Annotated in this window: 16 protein-coding genes; 9 read left to right on the top strand and 7 right to left on the bottom strand. The window is 68.2% G+C overall.

The genetic code is table 11. The features are described from left to right. Positions 1–111: 111 nt before the first annotated feature. Positions 112–1689, top strand: a complete 1578-nt coding sequence (locus tag AAFF27_26115; GenBank protein XAH23415.1) for an RNA polymerase factor sigma-54 — start codon at positions 112–114, stop codon at positions 1687–1689. A 12-nt stretch (positions 1690–1701) separates the two neighbouring features. On the opposite strand, the gene AAFF27_26110 is transcribed toward AAFF27_26115, so the two are convergent. Further along, the gene (locus AAFF27_26110) at positions 1702–2034 is read right to left on the bottom strand and encodes a YegP family protein (protein XAH23414.1); all 333 of its coding nucleotides are present in this window, start codon (positions 2032–2034) and stop codon (positions 1702–1704) included. A gap of 120 nt (positions 2035–2154) precedes the next feature. Between AAFF27_26110 and AAFF27_26105 the strand changes: the two genes are divergently transcribed. Further along, positions 2155–3531, top strand: a complete 1377-nt coding sequence (locus AAFF27_26105; GenBank protein ID XAH23413.1) for a THUMP domain-containing protein — start codon at positions 2155–2157, stop codon at positions 3529–3531. Here the strand turns inward: AAFF27_26105 and AAFF27_26100 are convergent. After that, the gene (locus tag AAFF27_26100) at positions 3503–3925 is read right to left on the bottom strand and encodes an RcnB family protein (protein XAH23412.1); all 423 of its coding nucleotides are present in this window, start codon (positions 3923–3925) and stop codon (positions 3503–3505) included. The genes AAFF27_26105 and AAFF27_26100 overlap by 29 nt on opposite strands. Before the next feature lie 118 nt (positions 3926–4043). On the opposite strand from AAFF27_26100, the gene AAFF27_26095 reads away from it, so the two are divergent. The 5 genes from AAFF27_26095 (at position 4044) to ureC (ending at position 8063) form a co-directional block, all read left to right on the top strand. After that, a complete protein-coding gene (locus AAFF27_26095; protein XAH23411.1) occupies positions 4044–4886 on the top strand; it encodes an urease accessory protein UreD in 843 nt (280 codons plus the stop codon). A gap of 105 nt (positions 4887–4991) precedes the next feature. Further along, a complete protein-coding gene (locus tag AAFF27_26090; protein XAH23410.1) occupies positions 4992–5294 on the top strand; it encodes an urease subunit gamma in 303 nt (100 codons plus the stop codon). A 32-nt stretch (positions 5295–5326) separates the two neighbouring features. Then, positions 5327–5935, top strand: coding sequence for a HupE/UreJ family protein (locus tag AAFF27_26085; GenBank protein XAH23409.1), 609 nt, complete (start codon positions 5327–5329; stop codon positions 5933–5935). Positions 5936–5949: 14 nt separating this feature from the next. After that, on the top strand, positions 5950–6255 hold the full coding sequence (locus AAFF27_26080; protein ID XAH23408.1) for an urease subunit beta: 306 nt from the start codon (positions 5950–5952) through the stop codon (positions 6253–6255). Between the two features lie 89 nt (positions 6256–6344). Further along, positions 6345–8063 (top strand): urease subunit alpha, encoded by a 1719-nt coding sequence (gene ureC / locus AAFF27_26075; GenBank protein XAH23407.1) that lies wholly within the window; start codon positions 6345–6347, stop codon positions 8061–8063. Here ureC and AAFF27_26070 read toward each other — a convergent pair. Genes AAFF27_26070 through AAFF27_26050 form a run of 5 tightly spaced genes read right to left on the bottom strand, consistent with a single transcriptional unit; the run spans position 8048 to position 15957 of the window. After that, complete coding sequence (locus tag AAFF27_26070) at positions 8048–9445, bottom strand: heavy metal sensor histidine kinase (protein ID XAH23406.1); 1398 nt, start codon at positions 9443–9445, stop codon at positions 8048–8050. The two genes, ureC and AAFF27_26070, sit on opposite strands and share 16 nt — an antisense overlap. 2 nt (positions 9446–9447) lie before the next feature. Continuing rightward, a complete protein-coding gene (locus AAFF27_26065; protein XAH23405.1) occupies positions 9448–10128 on the bottom strand; it encodes a heavy metal response regulator transcription factor in 681 nt (226 codons plus the stop codon). Then, positions 10125–13277 (bottom strand): efflux RND transporter permease subunit, encoded by a 3153-nt coding sequence (locus AAFF27_26060; GenBank protein ID XAH23404.1) that lies wholly within the window; start codon positions 13275–13277, stop codon positions 10125–10127. The genes AAFF27_26065 and AAFF27_26060 overlap by 4 nt, the downstream gene beginning before the upstream one ends. Further along, entirely contained in the window at positions 13274–14455 is a 1182-nt protein-coding gene (locus AAFF27_26055) for an efflux RND transporter periplasmic adaptor subunit (GenBank protein XAH23403.1), read from the bottom strand. Before AAFF27_26055 ends, AAFF27_26060 begins: the two co-directional genes overlap by 4 nt. 5 nt (positions 14456–14460) lie before the next feature. Continuing rightward, positions 14461–15957, bottom strand: coding sequence for an efflux transporter outer membrane subunit (locus AAFF27_26050; protein ID XAH23402.1), 1497 nt, complete (start codon positions 15955–15957; stop codon positions 14461–14463). Between the two features lie 193 nt (positions 15958–16150). On the opposite strand from AAFF27_26050, the gene ureE reads away from it, so the two are divergent. Together ureE and AAFF27_26040 are read left to right on the top strand one after the other, a co-directional pair. After that, positions 16151–16786 (top strand): urease accessory protein UreE, encoded by a 636-nt coding sequence (gene ureE, locus AAFF27_26045; protein ID XAH23401.1) that lies wholly within the window; start codon positions 16151–16153, stop codon positions 16784–16786. Next, positions 16713–17474, top strand: coding sequence for an urease accessory UreF family protein (locus AAFF27_26040; protein XAH23400.1), 762 nt, complete (start codon positions 16713–16715; stop codon positions 17472–17474). Before ureE ends, AAFF27_26040 begins: the two co-directional genes overlap by 74 nt. Positions 17475–17515 lie beyond the last annotated feature (41 nt).

The raw sequence follows: 17515 nt of genomic DNA, 5'->3' as shown, positions 1-17515 counted from the left end.
TTCGCCAACCCCCTTCCGGGGGCGGGCCGGCCGCTTCGGGCGGCCGTGCGCAGCGGCCCTGCGAACGGCGGGCCGCGCTGCGCGCAGCCGCTTGGGGAGTGGCGCCGTCGTATGAAACAGGGTTTATCGCTTCGGGTTTCGCAGCATCTGGCGCTTACGCCGCAGCTGCAGCAATCGATCCGGCTGTTGCAGCTGTCCACGCTGGAGCTGAGCCAGGAAGTCGAGCAGATGCTCGACGACAACCCCTTTCTTGAAATCACGCAGGAAGAGGCCGCGCGCGAAGAGTTTGGCGTGGCGCAGGCGGATGCGCCCGCAGGCGATGACGCTCCTTTTTCTGTAGCTGATGGCCCAGGCAGCACAACGGCTTCAGCCACAAATGATGCGCAAGCCGAAGGCGAGTCAGAAGGCGAGCGCCTGGACGAGCCCGGCTGGGAGGGCGATGGCGGTGTCGAGGTCGCGCCCGACGACAGCGAGTGGGGCGGTGACGCGCCGGCGCGCAAGAACAACCTGGGCGACGACGGCGAGGTCGACGCCACCGAGCTGGCGCGCAGCCAGGAGTCGCTGCAGTCACACCTGCACCGCCAGGCGCTGGCGCTGCGGCTTTCGCCCGAGGACAGCGCTGCGCTGCGCTTTTTGATCGAATCCCTCAACGACGACGGCTACCTGGAAGACTCGCTGCCCTCGCTTGCGCTCGGCCTGGCCGGCCCCGGCGAAGAGCAGGCCGAAGAGGTCGAGGAACTGGTGCACCGCTTCACCATGGCGCTCAGCCTGCTGCAGCACCTGGAGCCGACCGGCGTCGGCGCGCGCGACCTGCGCGAATGCCTGACGCTGCAACTGCGCGCCCTGCAGGCCACGGAAGACGACGATGCGGCAGACCCCGAGGTGCTGGCCGCGGCACTGGCGATCTGCGCCCAGCCCATGGAGCTGCTGGCGCGGCGCGACGTCAAGCGCCTGGTGGCCGCCTGCGGCGCCGACGACGAAACCACGCGCATCGCGATGGCGCTGATCGCGCGGCTCGAGCCCAAGCCCGGCCGGCGCTTTGTCGACGTCGAGCGCAACATCGTCGTGCCCGATGTCATCGTGCGCCGCATCGGCCGCGGCACCCAGGTGCGCTTCCAGGTGCAGCTCAACGCCGAGGTCATGCCGCGCCTGCGCGTGCACGACATCTACGCCAGCGCGCTGCGCCAGCACAGGGGCGAAGGCAGCGCCGCGCTGCAGCAGCGCCTGCAGGAGGCGCGCTGGTTCATCAAGAACATCCAGCAGCGCTTCGACACCATCCTGCGCGTGTCCAACGCCATCGTCGAGCGGCAGAAGAACTTCTTCGTGCACGGCGAGCTGGCCATGCGCCCGCTGGTGCTGCGCGAGATCGCCGACGAGCTGGGCCTGCACGAGTCCACCATCAGCCGCGTGACCACCGCCAAGTACATGGCCACGCCCTATGGCACCTTCGAGCTGAAGTATTTCTTTGGCTCGGCGCTGGGCACCGAGACCGGCGGCAATGCGTCGAGCACGGCAGTGCGCGCGCTGATCAAGCAGTTCGTTGCCTCAGAGAGCACCAAGAAGCCGCTGTCGGACAGCCAGATCTCCGAGATGCTCAAGGAGCAGGGCATCGAGTGCGCGCGCCGCACCGTGGCCAAGTACCGCGAGGCGCTGCGCATCGCGCCGGCCAACCTGCGCAAGGCGCTGTAGCCTGCCTGCCGATCAGCTGTGGTCCTTGACCGTCTTGCTCGGCCCGTTGGCCTTGACCGAGGCAATGCCGGTTTCGCGCGCCGCCTCTGACGAATACATCTGGCTGCTGCCAATCACCTCGTGGTTGCCCGCCTTCAGGTTGAAGAAGGGCTTGCCGTTGGTGGAGGTCTTGCGCTCGTAGCGCGCGTCCTGCGGGCTGTTGGTCTGCACCGATGCAATACCGCCCTCGGCCGCACTCTTGCTCTGGTAGACCTCGCTCGACAGAATGGTTTCCGCGTTGCCGGCTTTCAGGACAAAGTGGTAGTGGCCCTTCTCGTTCTTGTGCAGTTCAAACCAACCGGACATGGCGTACTCCTTGGGGGTGAAAGCGGATCGGTCGTACGTTTTACCGGGCCGGCCTGATCGAATCGTAAGCAAACGCTTCTGCGGCGGCGCGCGGTGCACCCCTTATCCTCGGGGGCTTCCATGAACCAGATTCAACTCTTTCTCCCCTGCGCCGCCGGCGTCGAGGGCTTTCTTGCCGACGAGGCGCACCGCCTGACCGGCCTTGCCGGCATGGACCTGCAGACGCTGCGCGGCGGCGTGCTGCTGCGCGCCTCGTGGCAGGACGCCATGCTGCTCAACCTGCACAGCCGCCTGGCGCAGCGGGTGCTGGTGCAGCTCTCGCACACGCCCTACCGCAATGAACAAGACCTTTATCAGGCCGCCTCCGAAGTGGCCTGGGAGATCTGGTTCACCACGCGCCAGACCATCAAGGTCGAGGTGACGGCCCAGCACAGCCCGCTGCAGAGCCTGAACTTTGCGGCGCTCAAGATCAAGGACGCCATCGCCGACCGCTTCCGCCACAAGCGCGGCGAGCGGCCCAGCGTCGACACCCAGCGGCCCGACATCCGCATCCACGCCCACCTGACCACCGACACCGCCACGCTCTATGTCGACACCACCGGTGAGCCGCTCTTCAAGCGCGGCTGGCGCGAGGACAAGGGCGACGCCCCGCTCAAGGAGACCTTGGCCGCGGCCATGATCGCCGCCTCTGGCTGGGCCGATGGCGACAGCGAGGGCTTCGAGGTCTTGCCGCTGTACGACCCGTGTTGCGGCAGCGGCACCATCGCCATCGAAGCCGCGCAGATCGCCTGCAACATCGCGCCCGGCCTGCTGCGGCGCTTTGCCTTCGAGAAGCTGTTGCCCTTTCAGGCGCACGTGTGGTCGGCGCTGCGCGAGGAAACCCAGGCCGCAGTCACCGAGCCCGCAGTGCCGGTGTTTGGCAGCGATGTATCGCACCGCATGGTTGACTTTGCCCAGCGCAACGCCGAGCGCGCCGGCGTGGCGCATGCCATTGAATTCAGGGGGGGCGATGCCTTGCAGCGCATGCCGCCGGCCGAGCGTGGCGTCATGCTGCTGAACCCGCCCTATGGCGAGCGGATCGAGGCCGGCGGTATTGCGGGGCGCCACGCGGTGCGTACCTCGCGCGACCTGTACCGCCAGCCGCCGGGGCGTGAGCGCCCGACATGGGGAGAAGACACGCGCGAGCCAGAGGCTCAGCGTGGCCGGGAAGGTGGCCGCGAAACTGCTCAGACAGAAGATGGCGGCGACTTCTTCCCGCAACTGGCTACGCACTGGAAGCGCAACTACGCAGGCTGGACCGCCTGGATGCTGACCCCCGACCTGAAACTGCCAGGGCGCATGCGCCTGAAGGAATCGCGCCGCGTGCCGATGTGGAACGGGCCGATTGAGTGCCGGATGTTCCGTTTTGACATGGTCCAGGGATCGGCGCGCGCCCCCCGCGTGGCGGAGGGCGGCGCGCCGCCGGCGGCTACTGGTTCGTCAGGATCTGCGCAATGATGCCGGTCGTGATGGCCACCAGCAGGTAGTCACCGCCGCTGGCCTGTACCCAGTGGTAGCCGCGTGGCGGCTGATGCAGGCGGTGGCCGCGCCAGTCATCCACCACGTACTGGCGGTTGCGGTATTCGCCGGGCAGGCGGCCGCCGCGGTAATAGGCCGGGCCGTAGCTGGGGCCACGGCGGTCATCGCGCATGTCCGGGCCACGGGGTCCCGGGCGGTTGTACTGCGGTCCACCGGGGCCGCCAGGACCACCACCGCGGCGGTCCCATTGCTGTTGATCGCGCTGGCCGCCGCGGTCAGGGCCGCCACGGTCGTAGTTCTGTGCCAGGGCTGCACCCGTGCCACCTAGCAGTAGCGCTGCCAGCACGGAGAGCGTTGCGAATCGATTTGTCATGGAGAACTCCAGTCATGGACGGACTGAGGATCGTCTACGCAGTAGTGCGCGACGGTTGTAGGCCCATGGCGTTGTTACATATGAATGCATTCTGGCGCACGCCCTACACTCGCGCCCCATGCCCTGGCACGCCCGACTCGACCTTGATTACCGCCACGATCTGCATGGCGGCACCCCGCGCACTACGGCGCGCTTTCGCCACGAGGGGCCGCTGCGCATTCTGCAAAGCCTGTACCCCGAGGGCGAGGCCATCTGCCACAACGTGCTGGTACACCCGCCCGGCGGGCTGGTGGGCGGCGATGTGCTGGACATCCGCGTCGATGTCGCGCCCGGCGCGCACGGGCTGGTGACCACGCCGGGCGCCACGCGCTTCTATCGCTCGGAGGGCGAGACGGCGCTGCAGCGCACGCAGATCAGCGTGCAAGAAGGCGCACGCATGGAGTGGCTGCCGTTGGAGGCGCTGTGCTTTGACGGCTGCCTGGCGGAAAACCGCCTGGTCTTCGACCTGGCGCCGGGCGCCGAGCTGATCGGCTGGGATGTCACCGCCTTTGGCCTGCCGCATGCGAACAAGCCCTTTCTGCGCGGCAGCCTGCGCCAGCACCTGGAGATGCCCGGCGTCTGGCTGGAGCGCGGCCGCATTGCGGCGGATGACGCGCTGCTGCTCGATTCACCGCTCGGCCTGGCCGGCCACCGCTGCATGGCCTCGATCTTCCTCGCCAGCGGCACGCCCCTGGGCCGCGAGGCGCGCGAGCGCGCGCTGGATGCGGCCCGCGCGGTGATCGATGCCCACCCGCTGTGCGCGACTGCCGGCGCCACCAGCCCGGATGCGCGGCTGGTGCTGGTGCGCGTGCTGGCGCCGGTGGTCGAGCCGGCGATGCAGCTGATGCAGCAGGTGCGTGCCGCCTGGCGCGAAGCCTGTTGGGACCTGGCCTCGACCCGGCCGCGTATCTGGGCCTTGTAGCAAGCCCGGCATACGCCAGATGCCGTACGCAGAAGGGGCGGCCTGGCAGGCTTCCTGCTTTACCATCGTTCTCTTCGATCCGATGATCTGCCCGAGGCTTCCGGCATGGAACTCACGCCCCGCGAAAAAGACAAGCTCCTGCTCTTCACCGCTGCCCTGCTGGCCGAACGCCGCAAGGGCCGCGGCCTCAAGCTCAACTACCCTGAATCCGTGGCGCTGATCAGCGCCGCCGTGATGGAGGGCGCGCGCGACGGCAAGACTGTCGCCCAGCTCATGAGCGAGGGCCGCGAGGTACTGACCCGCGCCGACGTGATGGACGGCGTGCCCGAGATGATTCCTGACATCCAGGTCGAGGCGACCTTCCCCGACGGCACAAAACTGGTCACCGTGCATCAGCCGATCGCCTGATCTCCCCCTTTCCCTTCCCGAGGATTTCTTCCATGTCCAGCACCCGTTCCGGCCGCGTGGCCCTGCTGTCCTTGATCTGTGCGCTGCCGCTGGCGGCGGTGGCCCATACCGGGGTGGATGGCGCGGCCCACCACCACGGTTTTGCCACCGGCTTTCTGCACCCGCTGACGGGCGCCGATCACCTGGCGGCCATGGTCGCCGTGGGGCTGTGGAGCGCACTGGCCGCGCGCCGCGCCTGGCCCGATCTGCTCTGGGCGCCGCTGGGCTTTGCGGCCATGTTGCTGGCGGGCGCGCTGGCCGGGCTGGCGGGCGTGCAGTTGCCGGGCGTGGAGCCGATGATCGCGGCCTCGCTCTTGGTGCTGGGCTTGTTGGTGGTCACGCGCTGGCGTTTGCCGGGCTTCGCGGCCGCTGCACTGGTCGGCGTATTCGCTGTATTCCACGGCGTGGCGCACGGCTATGAATTGGCTGGCGAGTCGGATGCGGCGCTGACGCTGGCCGGCATGCTCAGCGCCACGCTGCTGCTGCATGTGGGCGGCATTGCGCTGGGTTGGGCGCTGCGCCATTCCAACGTCTGGCTGCCGCGCATCGCGGGTGCCGCCGTGGCGTTGTTGGGCGCGGCCTTGCTGGCCGGCGTGGCCTGAACGGGGCGCGCAGCATGATCCCGGGCGAACTCATCGTCGACGAGGGCGAACACGCCCTCAACACCGGCCGCCGCACCATCACCTTGCTGGTGAAGAACGCCTCCGACCGCCCGATCCAGGTCGGCTCGCACTACCACTTTGCCGAGACCAATGGCGCGCTGGATTTTGACCGCGCCGCCGCGCAGGGCATGCGCCTCAACATCGCCTCGGGCACGGCGGTGCGCTTTGAGCCCGGGCAGCAACGCACGGTCGAGTTGGTGGACTACGCCGGCGACCGCGTGGTGTACGGCTTTCGCGGCCTGACGCAGGGGCCGCTGTAGTTTCAGAATTTTGAAGAAAAAGGCCTGTAGCCCAGGCTGCGCCTGGGCTTATAGCTATAGTTTTAATAGTTAACGAACGAGACCTCCCCATGGCCACCATCGGACGCCGCGCCTATGCGGAAATCTTCGGCCCCACCGTGGGCGACCGTGTCCGCCTGGCGGATACCGACCTGCTGGTCGAGGTCGAGGCCGACTACACGCTGCGCGCCGGCAGCTACGGCGAAGAGGTCAAGTTCGGCGGCGGCAAGACCATCCGCGACGGCATGGCGCAGTCGCAGCGCACCAACGCCAGCGGTGCCATGGACCTGGTGCTGACCAATGCGCTGATCCTTGACCACTGGGGCATCGTCAAGGCCGACATCGGTATCAAGGACGGCCGCATCGCCGCCATCGGCAAGGCCGGCAACCCCGACACCCAGCCGGGCGTGGATATCGTCATCGGCCCGGGCACCGAGATCCTGAGCTGCGAAGGCAGCATCGTCACCGCCGGCGCCATCGACAGCCACATCCACTTCATCTGCCCGCAGCAGATCGAAGAGGCGCTGGCCTCGGGCACCACCACCATGCTGGGCGGCGGCACCGGGCCGGCCACCGGCACCTTTGCCACCACCTGCACGCCTGGCCCGTGGAACATCGCGCGCATGCTGCAGGCGGCCGATGCCTTCCCCATGAACCTGGGCTTTCTGGGCAAGGGCAACGCCAGCCGCCCCGAGGCGCTGCACGAGCAGATCGATGCCGGCGTGATCGGCTTGAAGCTGCACGAAGACTGGGGCACCACGCCTGCCGCCATCGACAACTGCCTGTCTGTGGCGGAAGAGACCGATACCCAGGTGGCGATCCACAGCGACACGCTGAACGAATCCGGCTTTGTCGAGAACACCATCGCCGCCACCAAGGGCCGCAGCCTCTGCGCCTTCCATACCGAAGGCGCGGGCGGTGGCCATGCGCCCGACATCCTGCGCGTGGTGGGCGAGAGCAACTTCTTGCCCTCATCCACCAACCCGACCATGCCCTACACCGTCAACACGCTCGACGAACACGTCGACATGTTGATGGTCTGCCACCACCTGAACCCCGCCATCCCGGAAGACTTGGCCTTTGCCGAGAGCCGCATCCGCAAAGAGACCATCGCCGCAGAAGACGTGCTGCACGACCTGGGCGCGATCAGCATGTTCAGCTCCGACAGCCAGGCCATGGGCCGCGTCGGCGAGATCACCATCCGCTGCTGGCAGACCGCGCACAAGATGAAGCAGCAGCGCGGCACCCTGCCGGAAGACAGCGCGCGCAACGACAACTTCCGCGCCAAGCGCTACATCGCCAAGCTCACCATCAACCCGGCCATTGCGCACGGCATCAGCCACGAGGTTGGCAGCCTGGAAGTCGGCAAGTGGGCCGACATCGTGCTGTGGAAGCCGGCCTTTTTTGGCGTCAAGCCCTCGGTGATTTTGAAAGGCGGCTTCATCGCCATGGCCGCCATGGGCGACCCCAACGCCTCCATCCCCACGCCGCAGCCGGTGCACTACCGGCCGATGTTTGGTGCCTATGGCGGCGCGATAGCGCGCGGCTCGCTCACCTTCGTCTCGCAGGCCGGGCTGGGTAATGGCATCAAGGAAAAGTTTGGCCTGGCCAAGACCTTGAGCGCGGTGAAGAACATCCGCCAGGTACGCAAGCAGCACCTGATCCACAACAGCGCCACGCCGGTGATGGAGATTGATGCGCAAACCTACGCGGTGCGCGCCGATGGCCAACTGCTGACCTGCGAGCCGGCCAGTGTGCTGCCGATGGCGCAGCGCTACTTTTTGTTCTGAGTCGGGGCGTTTTCCAGCGCCACGCCAAACCCCACCGTCGTCACGCCCTGCTCCGAGCGCGCAAACACCGTGCCGCCATGCATCGCGGCCACGGCCTTGACGATGGCCAGGCCCAGGCCGTGGCTCTCATTGCTGTTGGCGCGGGCGGCGTCCACGCGGTAGAAGCGGTCGAACAGGCGCTCCAACTGGGCCGGCGCAATCGGCGCGCTGGCGTTGGAGAAGGCCACCACGGCCGTGCCTTGCTGCCGCGTGATCTGCACTTCTATGGCCGTGCCGGGCGATGAGTGCTGGATGGCGTTGTGCAGCAGGTTGGACAGGGCGCGGCGGAACAGCGAGGTCTCGATCGGCGCCACCACGTCGCCGGCCACATGCACCGTCACGCCGGCGTCGTCCAGCAGCACGTCGAGGAATTCCACCGTCTTGCCGACCTCGTCGCCAATGGATGAGGCCACCAGCATGCGCGCCCGCTCGCCCTGTTCGGCCCGCGCCAGGAACAGCATGTCGGCGACGATGGCGCGCAGCCGCTCCAGCTCTTCCAGGTTGGACTGCAGCACGTTGCGCAGTTGCTCTGCATCGCGCTCGCGCGCCAGCGCCACCTGGGTCTGGCCGATCAGGGTCCCGATCGGCGTGCGCAACTCGTGCGCCACGTCGGCGTTGAAGGTTTCCAGCTGGCGGTAGGCCGCGTCCAGGCGGTCGAAGGCGGCGTTGAGGGATGCGCCCAGGTCGGCCAGCTCACGCGGCAGGCGCGGCAGGTCCAGGCGCTGGCCGCGGTTGTCCGGCCCGATGCGGTGCGCGTCGGCCGACAGCCGCGCCACCGGCCGCAGCCCGAGCCGGGCAATCCAGTAGCCCAGCGCGGCCACCAGCAGGGTGCCGGCCACGGTCACCAGCAGCAGCGCCGACTCGAAGGCGCGCATGGTCCTGTCGAAGGGGTGCGTGTCTATGCCGACCATCAGTTGCACGGCCGGGCGCACCTCGTTGGCCGGCAGCAGGTGGCCCAGGACATGCAGTGTTTGCTGCTCTGCGCCGCTGCCGGCCTGGATCTTGACGATGCCGGGCGCGTTGCGCGTGGCCTGGGCCACCTGCTCCGGCGCATCGCCGTAGCGAAAGGCCGGATCATCGCTCCAGAGCCAGAAACGCACGTCCTTGGAGGCGTTGAGGCTGGCCAGCCGGTCTTGCGCATGCGCCGCGAGCTGGGGCGAGCGGCTGTGCACCAGCATGTACTGCACGCCTTCCAGGCGGCCGGCGATTTCCTCGCGCTGGTGGCGCCGCAGCTCGTGGTTCAGCACCTGGTGCAGTACCAGGCCGATCAGCGCAAAGCCCGCGAACGCCGCCACGGCAAACATCAGGGCCAGCCGGACGGCGATGGAGTTGCGCAGGCGCATGCCTAGCCTTGTTGCTCGCGCTCTTCCAGCACGTAGCCCATGCCGCGGATGGTGTGCAGCAGGCTGTGGCTGAAGGGCACGTCGATCTTGGTGCGCAGGCGCTTGATGGCGACCTCGACCACATTGGTGTTGCTGTCGAAGTTCATGTCCCAGACCAGCTCGGCGATCGATGTCTTGGACAGGATCTCGCCCGGCCGGCGCGCCAGCACGGCCAGCAACGCAAACTCCTTGGCCGTGAGGTCTATGCGCTGGCCCTCGCGCGTGGCGCGGCGGCTGATCAGGTCTACCTGCAGGCCGCCCACGCGCAGCAGGGTCGGCTCCTGCGCGCGGCCACGGCGGTTGAGTGCCTGCAGCCGGGCCAGCAGCTCGATGAAGGAGAAGGGCTTGACCAGGTAGTCGTCCGCGCCTTCGCGCAGGCCCTTCACGCGGTCGTCCACGCCGTCGCGAGCGGTCAGCATGATCACCGGCGTGTTCTTCACGGCGCGCAGCGAGCGCAGCACCTCGAAGCCATCCAGCCCGGGCAGCATGACGTCGAGCACGATCACGTCGAAGTCGTAGTGCAGGGCCAGGTGCTGGCCGTCGATGCCGTCATAGGCCACGTCCACGGTGCAGCCCTGCTCGGTCAGGCCCTGGTGCAGGTAGTCGGCGGTCTTGCGCTCGTCTTCGACGATCAGGATTCTCATGCGGCGCTTTCGTGCGGGCCCGGCAGCGCCTTGCGCGCCTGCTTGCGGCGCACATACCAGTGGTGTGCGCGGTCCAGGTACAGGTAGACCACCGGCGTGGTGAACAGCGTGAGCATCTGCGACAGGATCAGCCCGCCCACCATGGCGTAGCCCAGCGGGCGGCGCAGCTCGGAGCCCGCGCCCTGGCCCAGCATCAGCGGCAGGCCGCTGAGCAGCGCGCACATGGTGGTCATCATGATCGGTCGGAAGCGCAGGATGCAGGCCTCAAAAATGGCGTCGCGCGGCGACATGCCCCGGTCGCGCTCGGCATGCAGCGCAAAGTCCACCATCATGATGCCGTTTTTCTTGACGATGCCGATCAGCAGGATGATGCCGATCAGCGCGATCACGCTCAGGTCATAGCCGCCGGCCATCAGGATCAGCAGGGCGCCGACGCCGGCCGAGGGCAGGGTCGAGAGAATGGTCAGCGGGTGGATGTAGCTCTCGTAGAGCAGGCCCAGCACGATGTAGACCGCGATCAGCGCCGCCGCGATCAGGTAGGGCTGGCTGCGCAGTGAATCGCCAAAGGCCTGGGCCGTGCCCTGGAAGCTGCCGCTCACGGTGGCCGGCATGCCCATCTGCGCCTGCGCGTTGTTGATCGCATCCACCGCCTGCCCAAGCGAGTTGCCCGGCGCCAGGTTGAAGGAGATGGTCACCGCCGGGAATTGCCCCTGGTGGCTGATCGACAGGTAGCCGGTCTTGCTGGTGTCCACCGAGACAAAGGTCGACAGCGGCACCTGCTGCCCGGTGAGCGGAGAGGTCAGGTACAGCCGGCTGAACAGCGCAGGGTCGCCCTGCAGCTCGGGCGTGACTTCCAGCACCACGTGGTAGCTGTTGAGCTGGGTAAAGAACTGCGCCACCTGGCGCTGGCCGATCGCGTTGTTGATGGTGGCGTCCACCATCTGCGGTGTGATGCCGTAGCTGGAGGCGCGCTGGCGGTCTATGGTCAGCGTGGCGATGGGGGCGGCGTTCTGCTGGTCCGATGTCACGTCGGTGAGCTGCGGCAGCGAGCGGAACTTCGTGGTCAGCCGTGGCGCCCAGGTGTTGAGCTCGTCCAGGTTCGGGTCGGTCACCGTGTACTGGTACTGGGTGCGCGACTGGCGGCCACCCACGTTGATGTCCTGGCCGGCCTGCATGAACAGCGTGATGCCCTGCACCGGCGCCAGCTTGGCGCGCAGGCGGGCAATGATCTGGTCGGCGTTGGCGACGCGGCCCTCGTCCTTGGGCTTGAGCGCGATAAAGAAGTTGCCGGAATTGAAGGTGGAGGCGCCCGCCTGCATGCCGAAAGAGGCCACGTCCGGGTCTTGCCGGATGATGTCGGCCAACTGCAGCATGCGGCCGTGCATGACCTCGGACGACGAGTCCTGCGCCGAATCAGCCTGGCCCGAGATAAAGCCCGTGTCCTGCTGCGGGAAGAAGCCCTTGGGGATCACCACGAACAGCGCCACCGTGGCCGCGACGGTCAGCAGAAAGCTCATCAAGGTGGCGAACGGGTGGCGCAGCACAAAGCCCAGGCCGCGCCGGTAGCCGCCCAGCAGGGCGTCAAAGCCGTGCTCGAACCATTGGTAGAGGCGGCCATGTTTTTCCTGCCCCGTATGGGGCTTGAGAAAGCGCGCGCACAGCATGGGCGTGAGCGTGAGCGACACCACCACCGACAGCGCAATGGTCAGCGTCACCGTCACCGCGAACTCGCGGAACAAGCGGCCGACGATGCCGCCCATCAGCAGCAGCGGGATGAACACCGCCACCAGCGACACCGAAATCGAGATGATGGTGAAGCCGATCTCGCCCGCGCCTTTCAGCGCTGCCTCCATCGGCGGCATGCCGTCTTCGATATGGCGGTAGATGTTCTCCAGCATCACGATGGCGTCATCCACCACAAAGCCGACCGCGATGGTCAGCCCCATCAGCGATAGGTTGTCCAGGCTATAGCCCAGCACGTACATCACCGCCGCCGTGCCCAGGATGGCCAGCGGCACCGTCACGCTGGGGATCAGCGTGATCGTGATGTTGCGCAGGAAGACGAAGATCACGCCCACCACCAGCACGATCGACAGCACCAGGGTGAACTCCACATCCTTGACCGATGCGCGAATGTTCTGCGTGCGGTCGGCCAGCGTGCTGACCTTGATGCTGGGCGGGATGGATGCCTGCAGCTGCGGCAGCGCGGCCAGGATGCGGTCCACCGTGTCGATCACGTTGGCGCCGGGCTGCTTGGTGATGGCCAGCATGATGGCGCGGCCGTTCTCTATGCCGTTGTCGGCCGGGGCTGCGGCGCCGGCAAAGCCCCAGGCGGCGATCTTGCTGTTCTCAGGGCCGTCCACCGCCACGCCGATGTCGCGCACCCGTATCGGCGCGCCATTGCGCCAGGCCAGCACCACGTCGTTCCACGGCGCGGCCGACAGCAATTGGTCATTGGTGTAGACGGTGAAGGCCTGCCGTGCGCCGTCCAGCGTGCCGGTGGGGGCGTTGACCGTGGTGGTGGCGATCACGCCGCGAATGTCTTCCAGGCTCAGGCCCAGGGCCTTGAGCTTCTCGGGGTTGGCCTGTATGCGCACGGCGGGTTTCTGCGCGCCGAAGATGTTGACCAGGCCCACGCCGGAGATGCGCGAGATCTGCTGCGCCAGCACGTTGTCTGCGTAGTCGTTGACCTGGGTCAGCGGCAGCACCTTGGATTGCACGCCCAGGATCAGCACCGGCGCGTCGGCCGGATTGATCTTGCGAAAACTCGGCGCGCTCGGCAGATTGGTCGGCAACTGGCCCGAGGCGGCATTGATGGCCGTCTGCACATCCAGCGCCGCGCCGTCGATGGCGCGGTTCAGGTCGAACTGCAGCGTGATCTGGGTCGAGCCCAGAGCGCTGCTCGACGTCATCTGGGTGAGCCCGGCGATCAGCGAGAACTGCCGCTCCAGCGGCTGCGCCACGTTCGATGCCATGGTCTGCGGGCTCGCGCCCGGCAGGTTGGCCGACACCTGGATGGTCGGGAAATCGACCTGCGGCAGTGGCGCCACCGGCAGCAGCGGCCAGGCCGCCAGGCCGATCAGCAGGATCGCCAGGCCCAGCAGCGAGGTGCCAATGGGCCGCTTGATGAAGGTGGTGGAAATGCTCACGGGCGGGCCCCTGCCGCTGCGGGCTTGGCCTCCGCCACACGGGCGCCGGGCCGCAGGCGGTACTGGCCGTCCAGCACCACGCGCTCGCCTTCGGCCAGGCCCTTGCCGATGACGGTCTGGCCGTCGCTGGTATCGACCACTTCCACCGGCCGTGGCTGCACCTTGTTGTCGGCATCCACCACATAGGCGAAGTAGCCGTCCTGGCTGCGCTGCACTACCGCGGCCGGCACCGCCAGCACGTCGCTGCGCTCGCCCAGGGTGATGCGCGCATCGACCGACTGGCCTGGCCACAGCTTGTGCTCGGCATTGGGGAAGTGCGCCTTGAGCGCCACCGTGCCGGTGGTGGTGTCGATCTGGTTGTTCAGCAGCACCAGCCGGCCGGTGCCCAGCACCTCTTGCGTGTCATGCGTGACGGCCGTCACCTGCAACTGGCCCGGTGTTGCGCGCAGCGCGCGGTTCACCGCCTGGAAGCTGCTCTCAGGCAGAGTGAACTGCACCGCGATCGGGTCGATCTGGTTGATGACGACCAGGCCCGTGGTGTCGGCCGCATGCACGATGTTGCCCGGGTCGACCAGGCGTGCGCCCACGCGCCCGCTGATCGGCGCGGTGATGGTGGTGTAGTTGAGCTGCACCTGCGCATAGTTGATCTGTGCGTCATCGGTCTGCTGCGCGGCCTGCAACTGGTTGACCAGGGCCTTTTGCGTGTCCAGCGTTTGCTGCGTTGTGGCGTCTTCCTTGATCAGCATCTCGTAGCGCGCCAGGTCAGCACGTGCGTTGGCCAACTGGGCGGCATCCTTGGCCTTTTGCGCCACGACCTGGGCCAGTTGCGCCTGGTAGCTGCGGGGATCGATGCGTGCCAGCACCTGGCCGGCCTTCACGTCCTGGCCTTCGGTGAAGGCCACCGAGTCGAGCTGGCCATCAACCCGCGAATGCACCGTCACCGACGCAATCGGCAGCGCCGTGCCCACGCCGCGCAGCGTGATCGGCACGGTCTTGCGCGCCACGGCCACGGTGGTGACCGGCACGGCGGGCGCTTCGGCCACGGGGGGCGCAGCGGCCCAGCGGTGGCGCAGGTAGAGCGCGGCGGCCACCAGCAGCACCAGCACGATGAGGATCAGCAGGCCGCGGCGCGGACGATGCGGGAGAGGAGAAAGGGCGGGGCTTGTCGAGGCGTCCATCGGGGTCATTCCTGGGCCGTGGCCGTGAGGGCTGTTGCGTTGGCGGGGGCGTCCTTGGCCTGTGCCGGCCGGGCGTTGGGTGCGGGCAGCTGCGCGGCATTCCAGCCGCCGCCCACGGCCCGGACCAGGGTCACGCTGGCGGTGAACTGGCGTGCCGCCAACTGCATGGCGGTGCGCTCGTTGCTCAGCGTCGTGGCCTGGGCGGTGATGACCGTGGTGTAGGGCGTGGTGCCGGCGCGGTACTGGGCCAGCAGCATGCGTTCGGCGTCGCGCGAGGACTGCACGGCCTCTTCCTGCTTGGCCCGCTCTTTCTCCAGTTCGCGCAGCGCCGCCAGGTTGTCTTCGACTTCCTGGAAGCCGGCCAGCACGGTCTGCCGGTAGCTGGCCGCTGCGGCATCGAAGTTGGCGCGCGCCTGGTCGTTTTGCGACTGGCGCAGGCCGCCGTCGAACAGCGTGGCTGCCAGCGTCGCGCCCAGCGCCCAGACCCGGTCGGGGGTCGAGAACAAGGGGGCGAGCCCGGCACCGGAAAAGCCGGCGCTGGCGCCCAGGGTCAGGTTGGGGTACCAGGCCGCCTGTGCCACGCCGATGGCGGCGTTGGCGGCGGCCATGCGGCGCTCGGCGCCCGCGATGTCGGGGCGGCGCTGCAGCAGTTCCGAGGGCAGGCCCACCGGCACCACCGGCAACTGCGCCACGATGGGCGCCGGTGGCAGCGAGAACTCGGTCGGCGTCTTGCCCTGCAGCACGGCGATGGCGTGCTCCAGCTGCTGGCGCGACAGGTTCACGTCAATGGCCAATGCCTCGGCGGCCGTGAGCGCGGTGTTGGCCGAGGCCACGTCGGCGCGCGTGACGATGCCCGCGCGGTACTGGCTCTGGGTCAGCTGCAAGGCCTTGCGGTAGCCCTCGATGGTGCGCGCGTACAGCTCCTTCTGCTGGTCGTACACGCGCAGCTGGAAGTAGCTGTTGACCAGCGTCGCCTGGATCGTCAGGCGCGCGCCGGCCAGGTCGGCCGCGCTGGCCTGGGCGGTGTCGCCGGCCTGCTCGACCGAGCGCCGCACGCGGCCCCACAGGTCGGGCTCCCAACTGGCGGCCAGGGAGTTGGCATGCGTGTTCTGCAGCACCGAGCTGGCGGTGTTGGTGCGCGCCCGGTTCTCGGAGGCGCTCACGCCCACGGTCGGGAAGAGCGAAGATTGCGCGCCTTGCACCAGGGCTTGTGCGGCGCGGTACTGGGCCTCTGCCTGGCGCACGGTCTGGTTGGCGCTGTTGGCCTGCTCCACCAGGGCGTCGAGCTGCGGGTCGCCGTAGAGCTTCCACCAGGCGCCGTCGGCGTCGATGGTGGCGGGCGCCGCCGCCTGCCAGGGGCCTTGCTCCTTGAAGGCCGGCAAGGTGGCGCCGGTGGGCGGCGCGGGGCGCACATAGTCAGGCCCCACGGCGCAACCCGCCAGCGTCGCGGCAAGCGCCCCTGCCAGGGCGCAGCGCGCAAGAGGAGAGGAAGAATGGAGCATGATCGAGCCGGTATTTCCAGAACGAAGCCACTCTAGGCAGGGCAGGGGAACGCCATGCTGACGCCCCGATGACATCATTGTCAGAAAGCGCCCGCCCATACAATTTTTCGCGCCTTGTTACCTTCGCCTCGCCTCGCTGCACGCCGATGGCTTCGCGAACTTCCGTCACATCACACCTGACACGACACCTCCCATGCACACGATCAGCAAGTTGATTCCCCAGGGCCGCGGCCTGGCCCCGGTCCTGCTCAAGCGCGCCGCCACCGTCGAACTCGACTGGGACGTGCGCCAGAAGAGCCGCTTTGACGCCACCGACAGCGGCGGCCGCGCGCTCGGCATCTTTCTGCCGCGCGGCACCCTGGTGCGCGGCGGCGACGTGCTGGTGGCAGAAGACGGCTCGCTGGTGCGGGTGCTGGCGGCGGCGCAGCCGGTGCTGCGCATCACGCCCTGCGCCGAGCACGGCACGCCCTTTGACCTGGTGCGCGCCGCCTACCACCTGGGCAACCGCCATGTGCCGATAGAGCTGCGGCCCGACTACCTGCAGATCGAGCCCGACCACGTGCTGGCCGACATGCTGCGCGCCATGCACCTGATCGTGCGCGAGGCGGTGGAAGCCTTCGAGCCGGAAGGCGGCGCCTACGGCGCGCACGGCGGTGGACATGGCCACGGGCACGCACATGAGCACGCACATGAGCATGGCCACGAACACCCGGCGCCGGCAGCTGCCCCGCATGTGCATGGCCCGGACTGCCAGCATGACCATGGCCACAGCCACGCGCCGGCACCGGCACCAGTGCAGTTCCACGCACAGCGCCCGGCCCGTGGCTGAGGCTGCCGAAGCCGCGCCGGGCTTTACGCCCGGCCTGCTGCAGCTGATCTGGCTGGCCTCGCCGGCCTTGCCGGTGGGTGGGTTTTCTTACTCAGAAGGGCTTGAAGCCGGCGTGGAGTGGGCGGGAGTAGCTACAGAAAAAGTAGCGTCCGACTGGATCACCGACCAACTGCAGCTGGCGCTGGCGCGCGGTGACCTGGCCGTGCTGGCGCAGGCCGTGCCTGCCGCCCGTGCCGGTAACGTCGAGCGGCTGCGCACGCTCGATGCCTGGGTGCGCCAAACCCGCGAAACCAGCGAACTGCGCCTGCAGGCCGAGCAAATGGGCCGCTCGCTGGCCGACTGGCTGCGCGGCCTGCACCCGGACGACGCCGGCCTGCTGGCCGGCTGGCAGCCGACCTACCCGGTCGCGTTTGCGGTCGCTGCCGCGCGCACCGAGGCGGCGGTGGTCGATATCTGCGCCGCCTTTGCCTTTGGCTGGGCCGAGAACATGGTGCAGACCGCGCTCAAGTCGGTGCCGCTGGGCCAGAGCGCGGGCCAGCGCATCCTGGCGCGGCTGGCCGGCGCCATCCCGCAGGCCGTGGCCCATGCCATGGCGCTGGGCGACGACGACCGGCAGGCGCTCAGCCCCATGCTCGCCATCCTCTCTGCCCGTCACGAAGTGCAATATTCACGTCTGTTCCGAAGCTAGGATGAAACTACACCCCCAGGCTACGCGCTTTGCGTCTTCGC

The sequence above is a fragment of the Xylophilus sp. GW821-FHT01B05 genome (assembly GCA_038961845.1).
Classification (GTDB): Bacteria; Pseudomonadota; Gammaproteobacteria; order Burkholderiales; family Burkholderiaceae_C; genus Xylophilus.
The sequence above is the reverse complement of the archived record's forward strand: the minus strand, read 5'-3'. Positions and strand labels throughout refer to the sequence as shown.

What these genes read in the sequence shown, in the direction of transcription:
- AAFF27_26115 (XAH23415.1), top strand. Translation starts at nt 112, where the DNA reads ATGAAACAGGGTTTATCGCTTCGGGTTTCGCAGCATCTGGCGCTTACG.
- AAFF27_26110 (XAH23414.1), bottom strand. Translation starts at nt 2,034, where the DNA reads ATGTCCGGTTGGTTTGAACTGCACAAGAACGAGAAGGGCCACTACCAC.
- AAFF27_26105 (XAH23413.1), top strand. Translation starts at nt 2,155, where the DNA reads ATGAACCAGATTCAACTCTTTCTCCCCTGCGCCGCCGGCGTCGAGGGC.
- AAFF27_26100 (XAH23412.1), bottom strand. Translation starts at nt 3,925, where the DNA reads ATGACAAATCGATTCGCAACGCTCTCCGTGCTGGCAGCGCTACTGCTA.
- AAFF27_26095 (XAH23411.1), top strand. Translation starts at nt 4,044, where the DNA reads ATGCCCTGGCACGCCCGACTCGACCTTGATTACCGCCACGATCTGCAT.
- AAFF27_26090 (XAH23410.1), top strand. Translation starts at nt 4,992, where the DNA reads ATGGAACTCACGCCCCGCGAAAAAGACAAGCTCCTGCTCTTCACCGCT.
- AAFF27_26085 (XAH23409.1), top strand. Translation starts at nt 5,327, where the DNA reads ATGTCCAGCACCCGTTCCGGCCGCGTGGCCCTGCTGTCCTTGATCTGT.
- AAFF27_26080 (XAH23408.1), top strand. Translation starts at nt 5,950, where the DNA reads ATGATCCCGGGCGAACTCATCGTCGACGAGGGCGAACACGCCCTCAAC.
- ureC (XAH23407.1), top strand. Translation starts at nt 6,345, where the DNA reads ATGGCCACCATCGGACGCCGCGCCTATGCGGAAATCTTCGGCCCCACC.
- AAFF27_26070 (XAH23406.1), bottom strand. Translation starts at nt 9,445, where the DNA reads ATGCGCCTGCGCAACTCCATCGCCGTCCGGCTGGCCCTGATGTTTGCC.
- AAFF27_26065 (XAH23405.1), bottom strand. Translation starts at nt 10,128, where the DNA reads ATGAGAATCCTGATCGTCGAAGACGAGCGCAAGACCGCCGACTACCTG.
- AAFF27_26055 (XAH23403.1), bottom strand. Translation starts at nt 14,455, where the DNA reads ATGGACGCCTCGACAAGCCCCGCCCTTTCTCCTCTCCCGCATCGTCCG.
- AAFF27_26050 (XAH23402.1), bottom strand. Translation starts at nt 15,957, where the DNA reads ATGCTCCATTCTTCCTCTCCTCTTGCGCGCTGCGCCCTGGCAGGGGCG.
- ureE (XAH23401.1), top strand. Translation starts at nt 16,151, where the DNA reads ATGCACACGATCAGCAAGTTGATTCCCCAGGGCCGCGGCCTGGCCCCG.
- AAFF27_26040 (XAH23400.1), top strand. Translation starts at nt 16,713, where the DNA reads ATGACCATGGCCACAGCCACGCGCCGGCACCGGCACCAGTGCAGTTCC.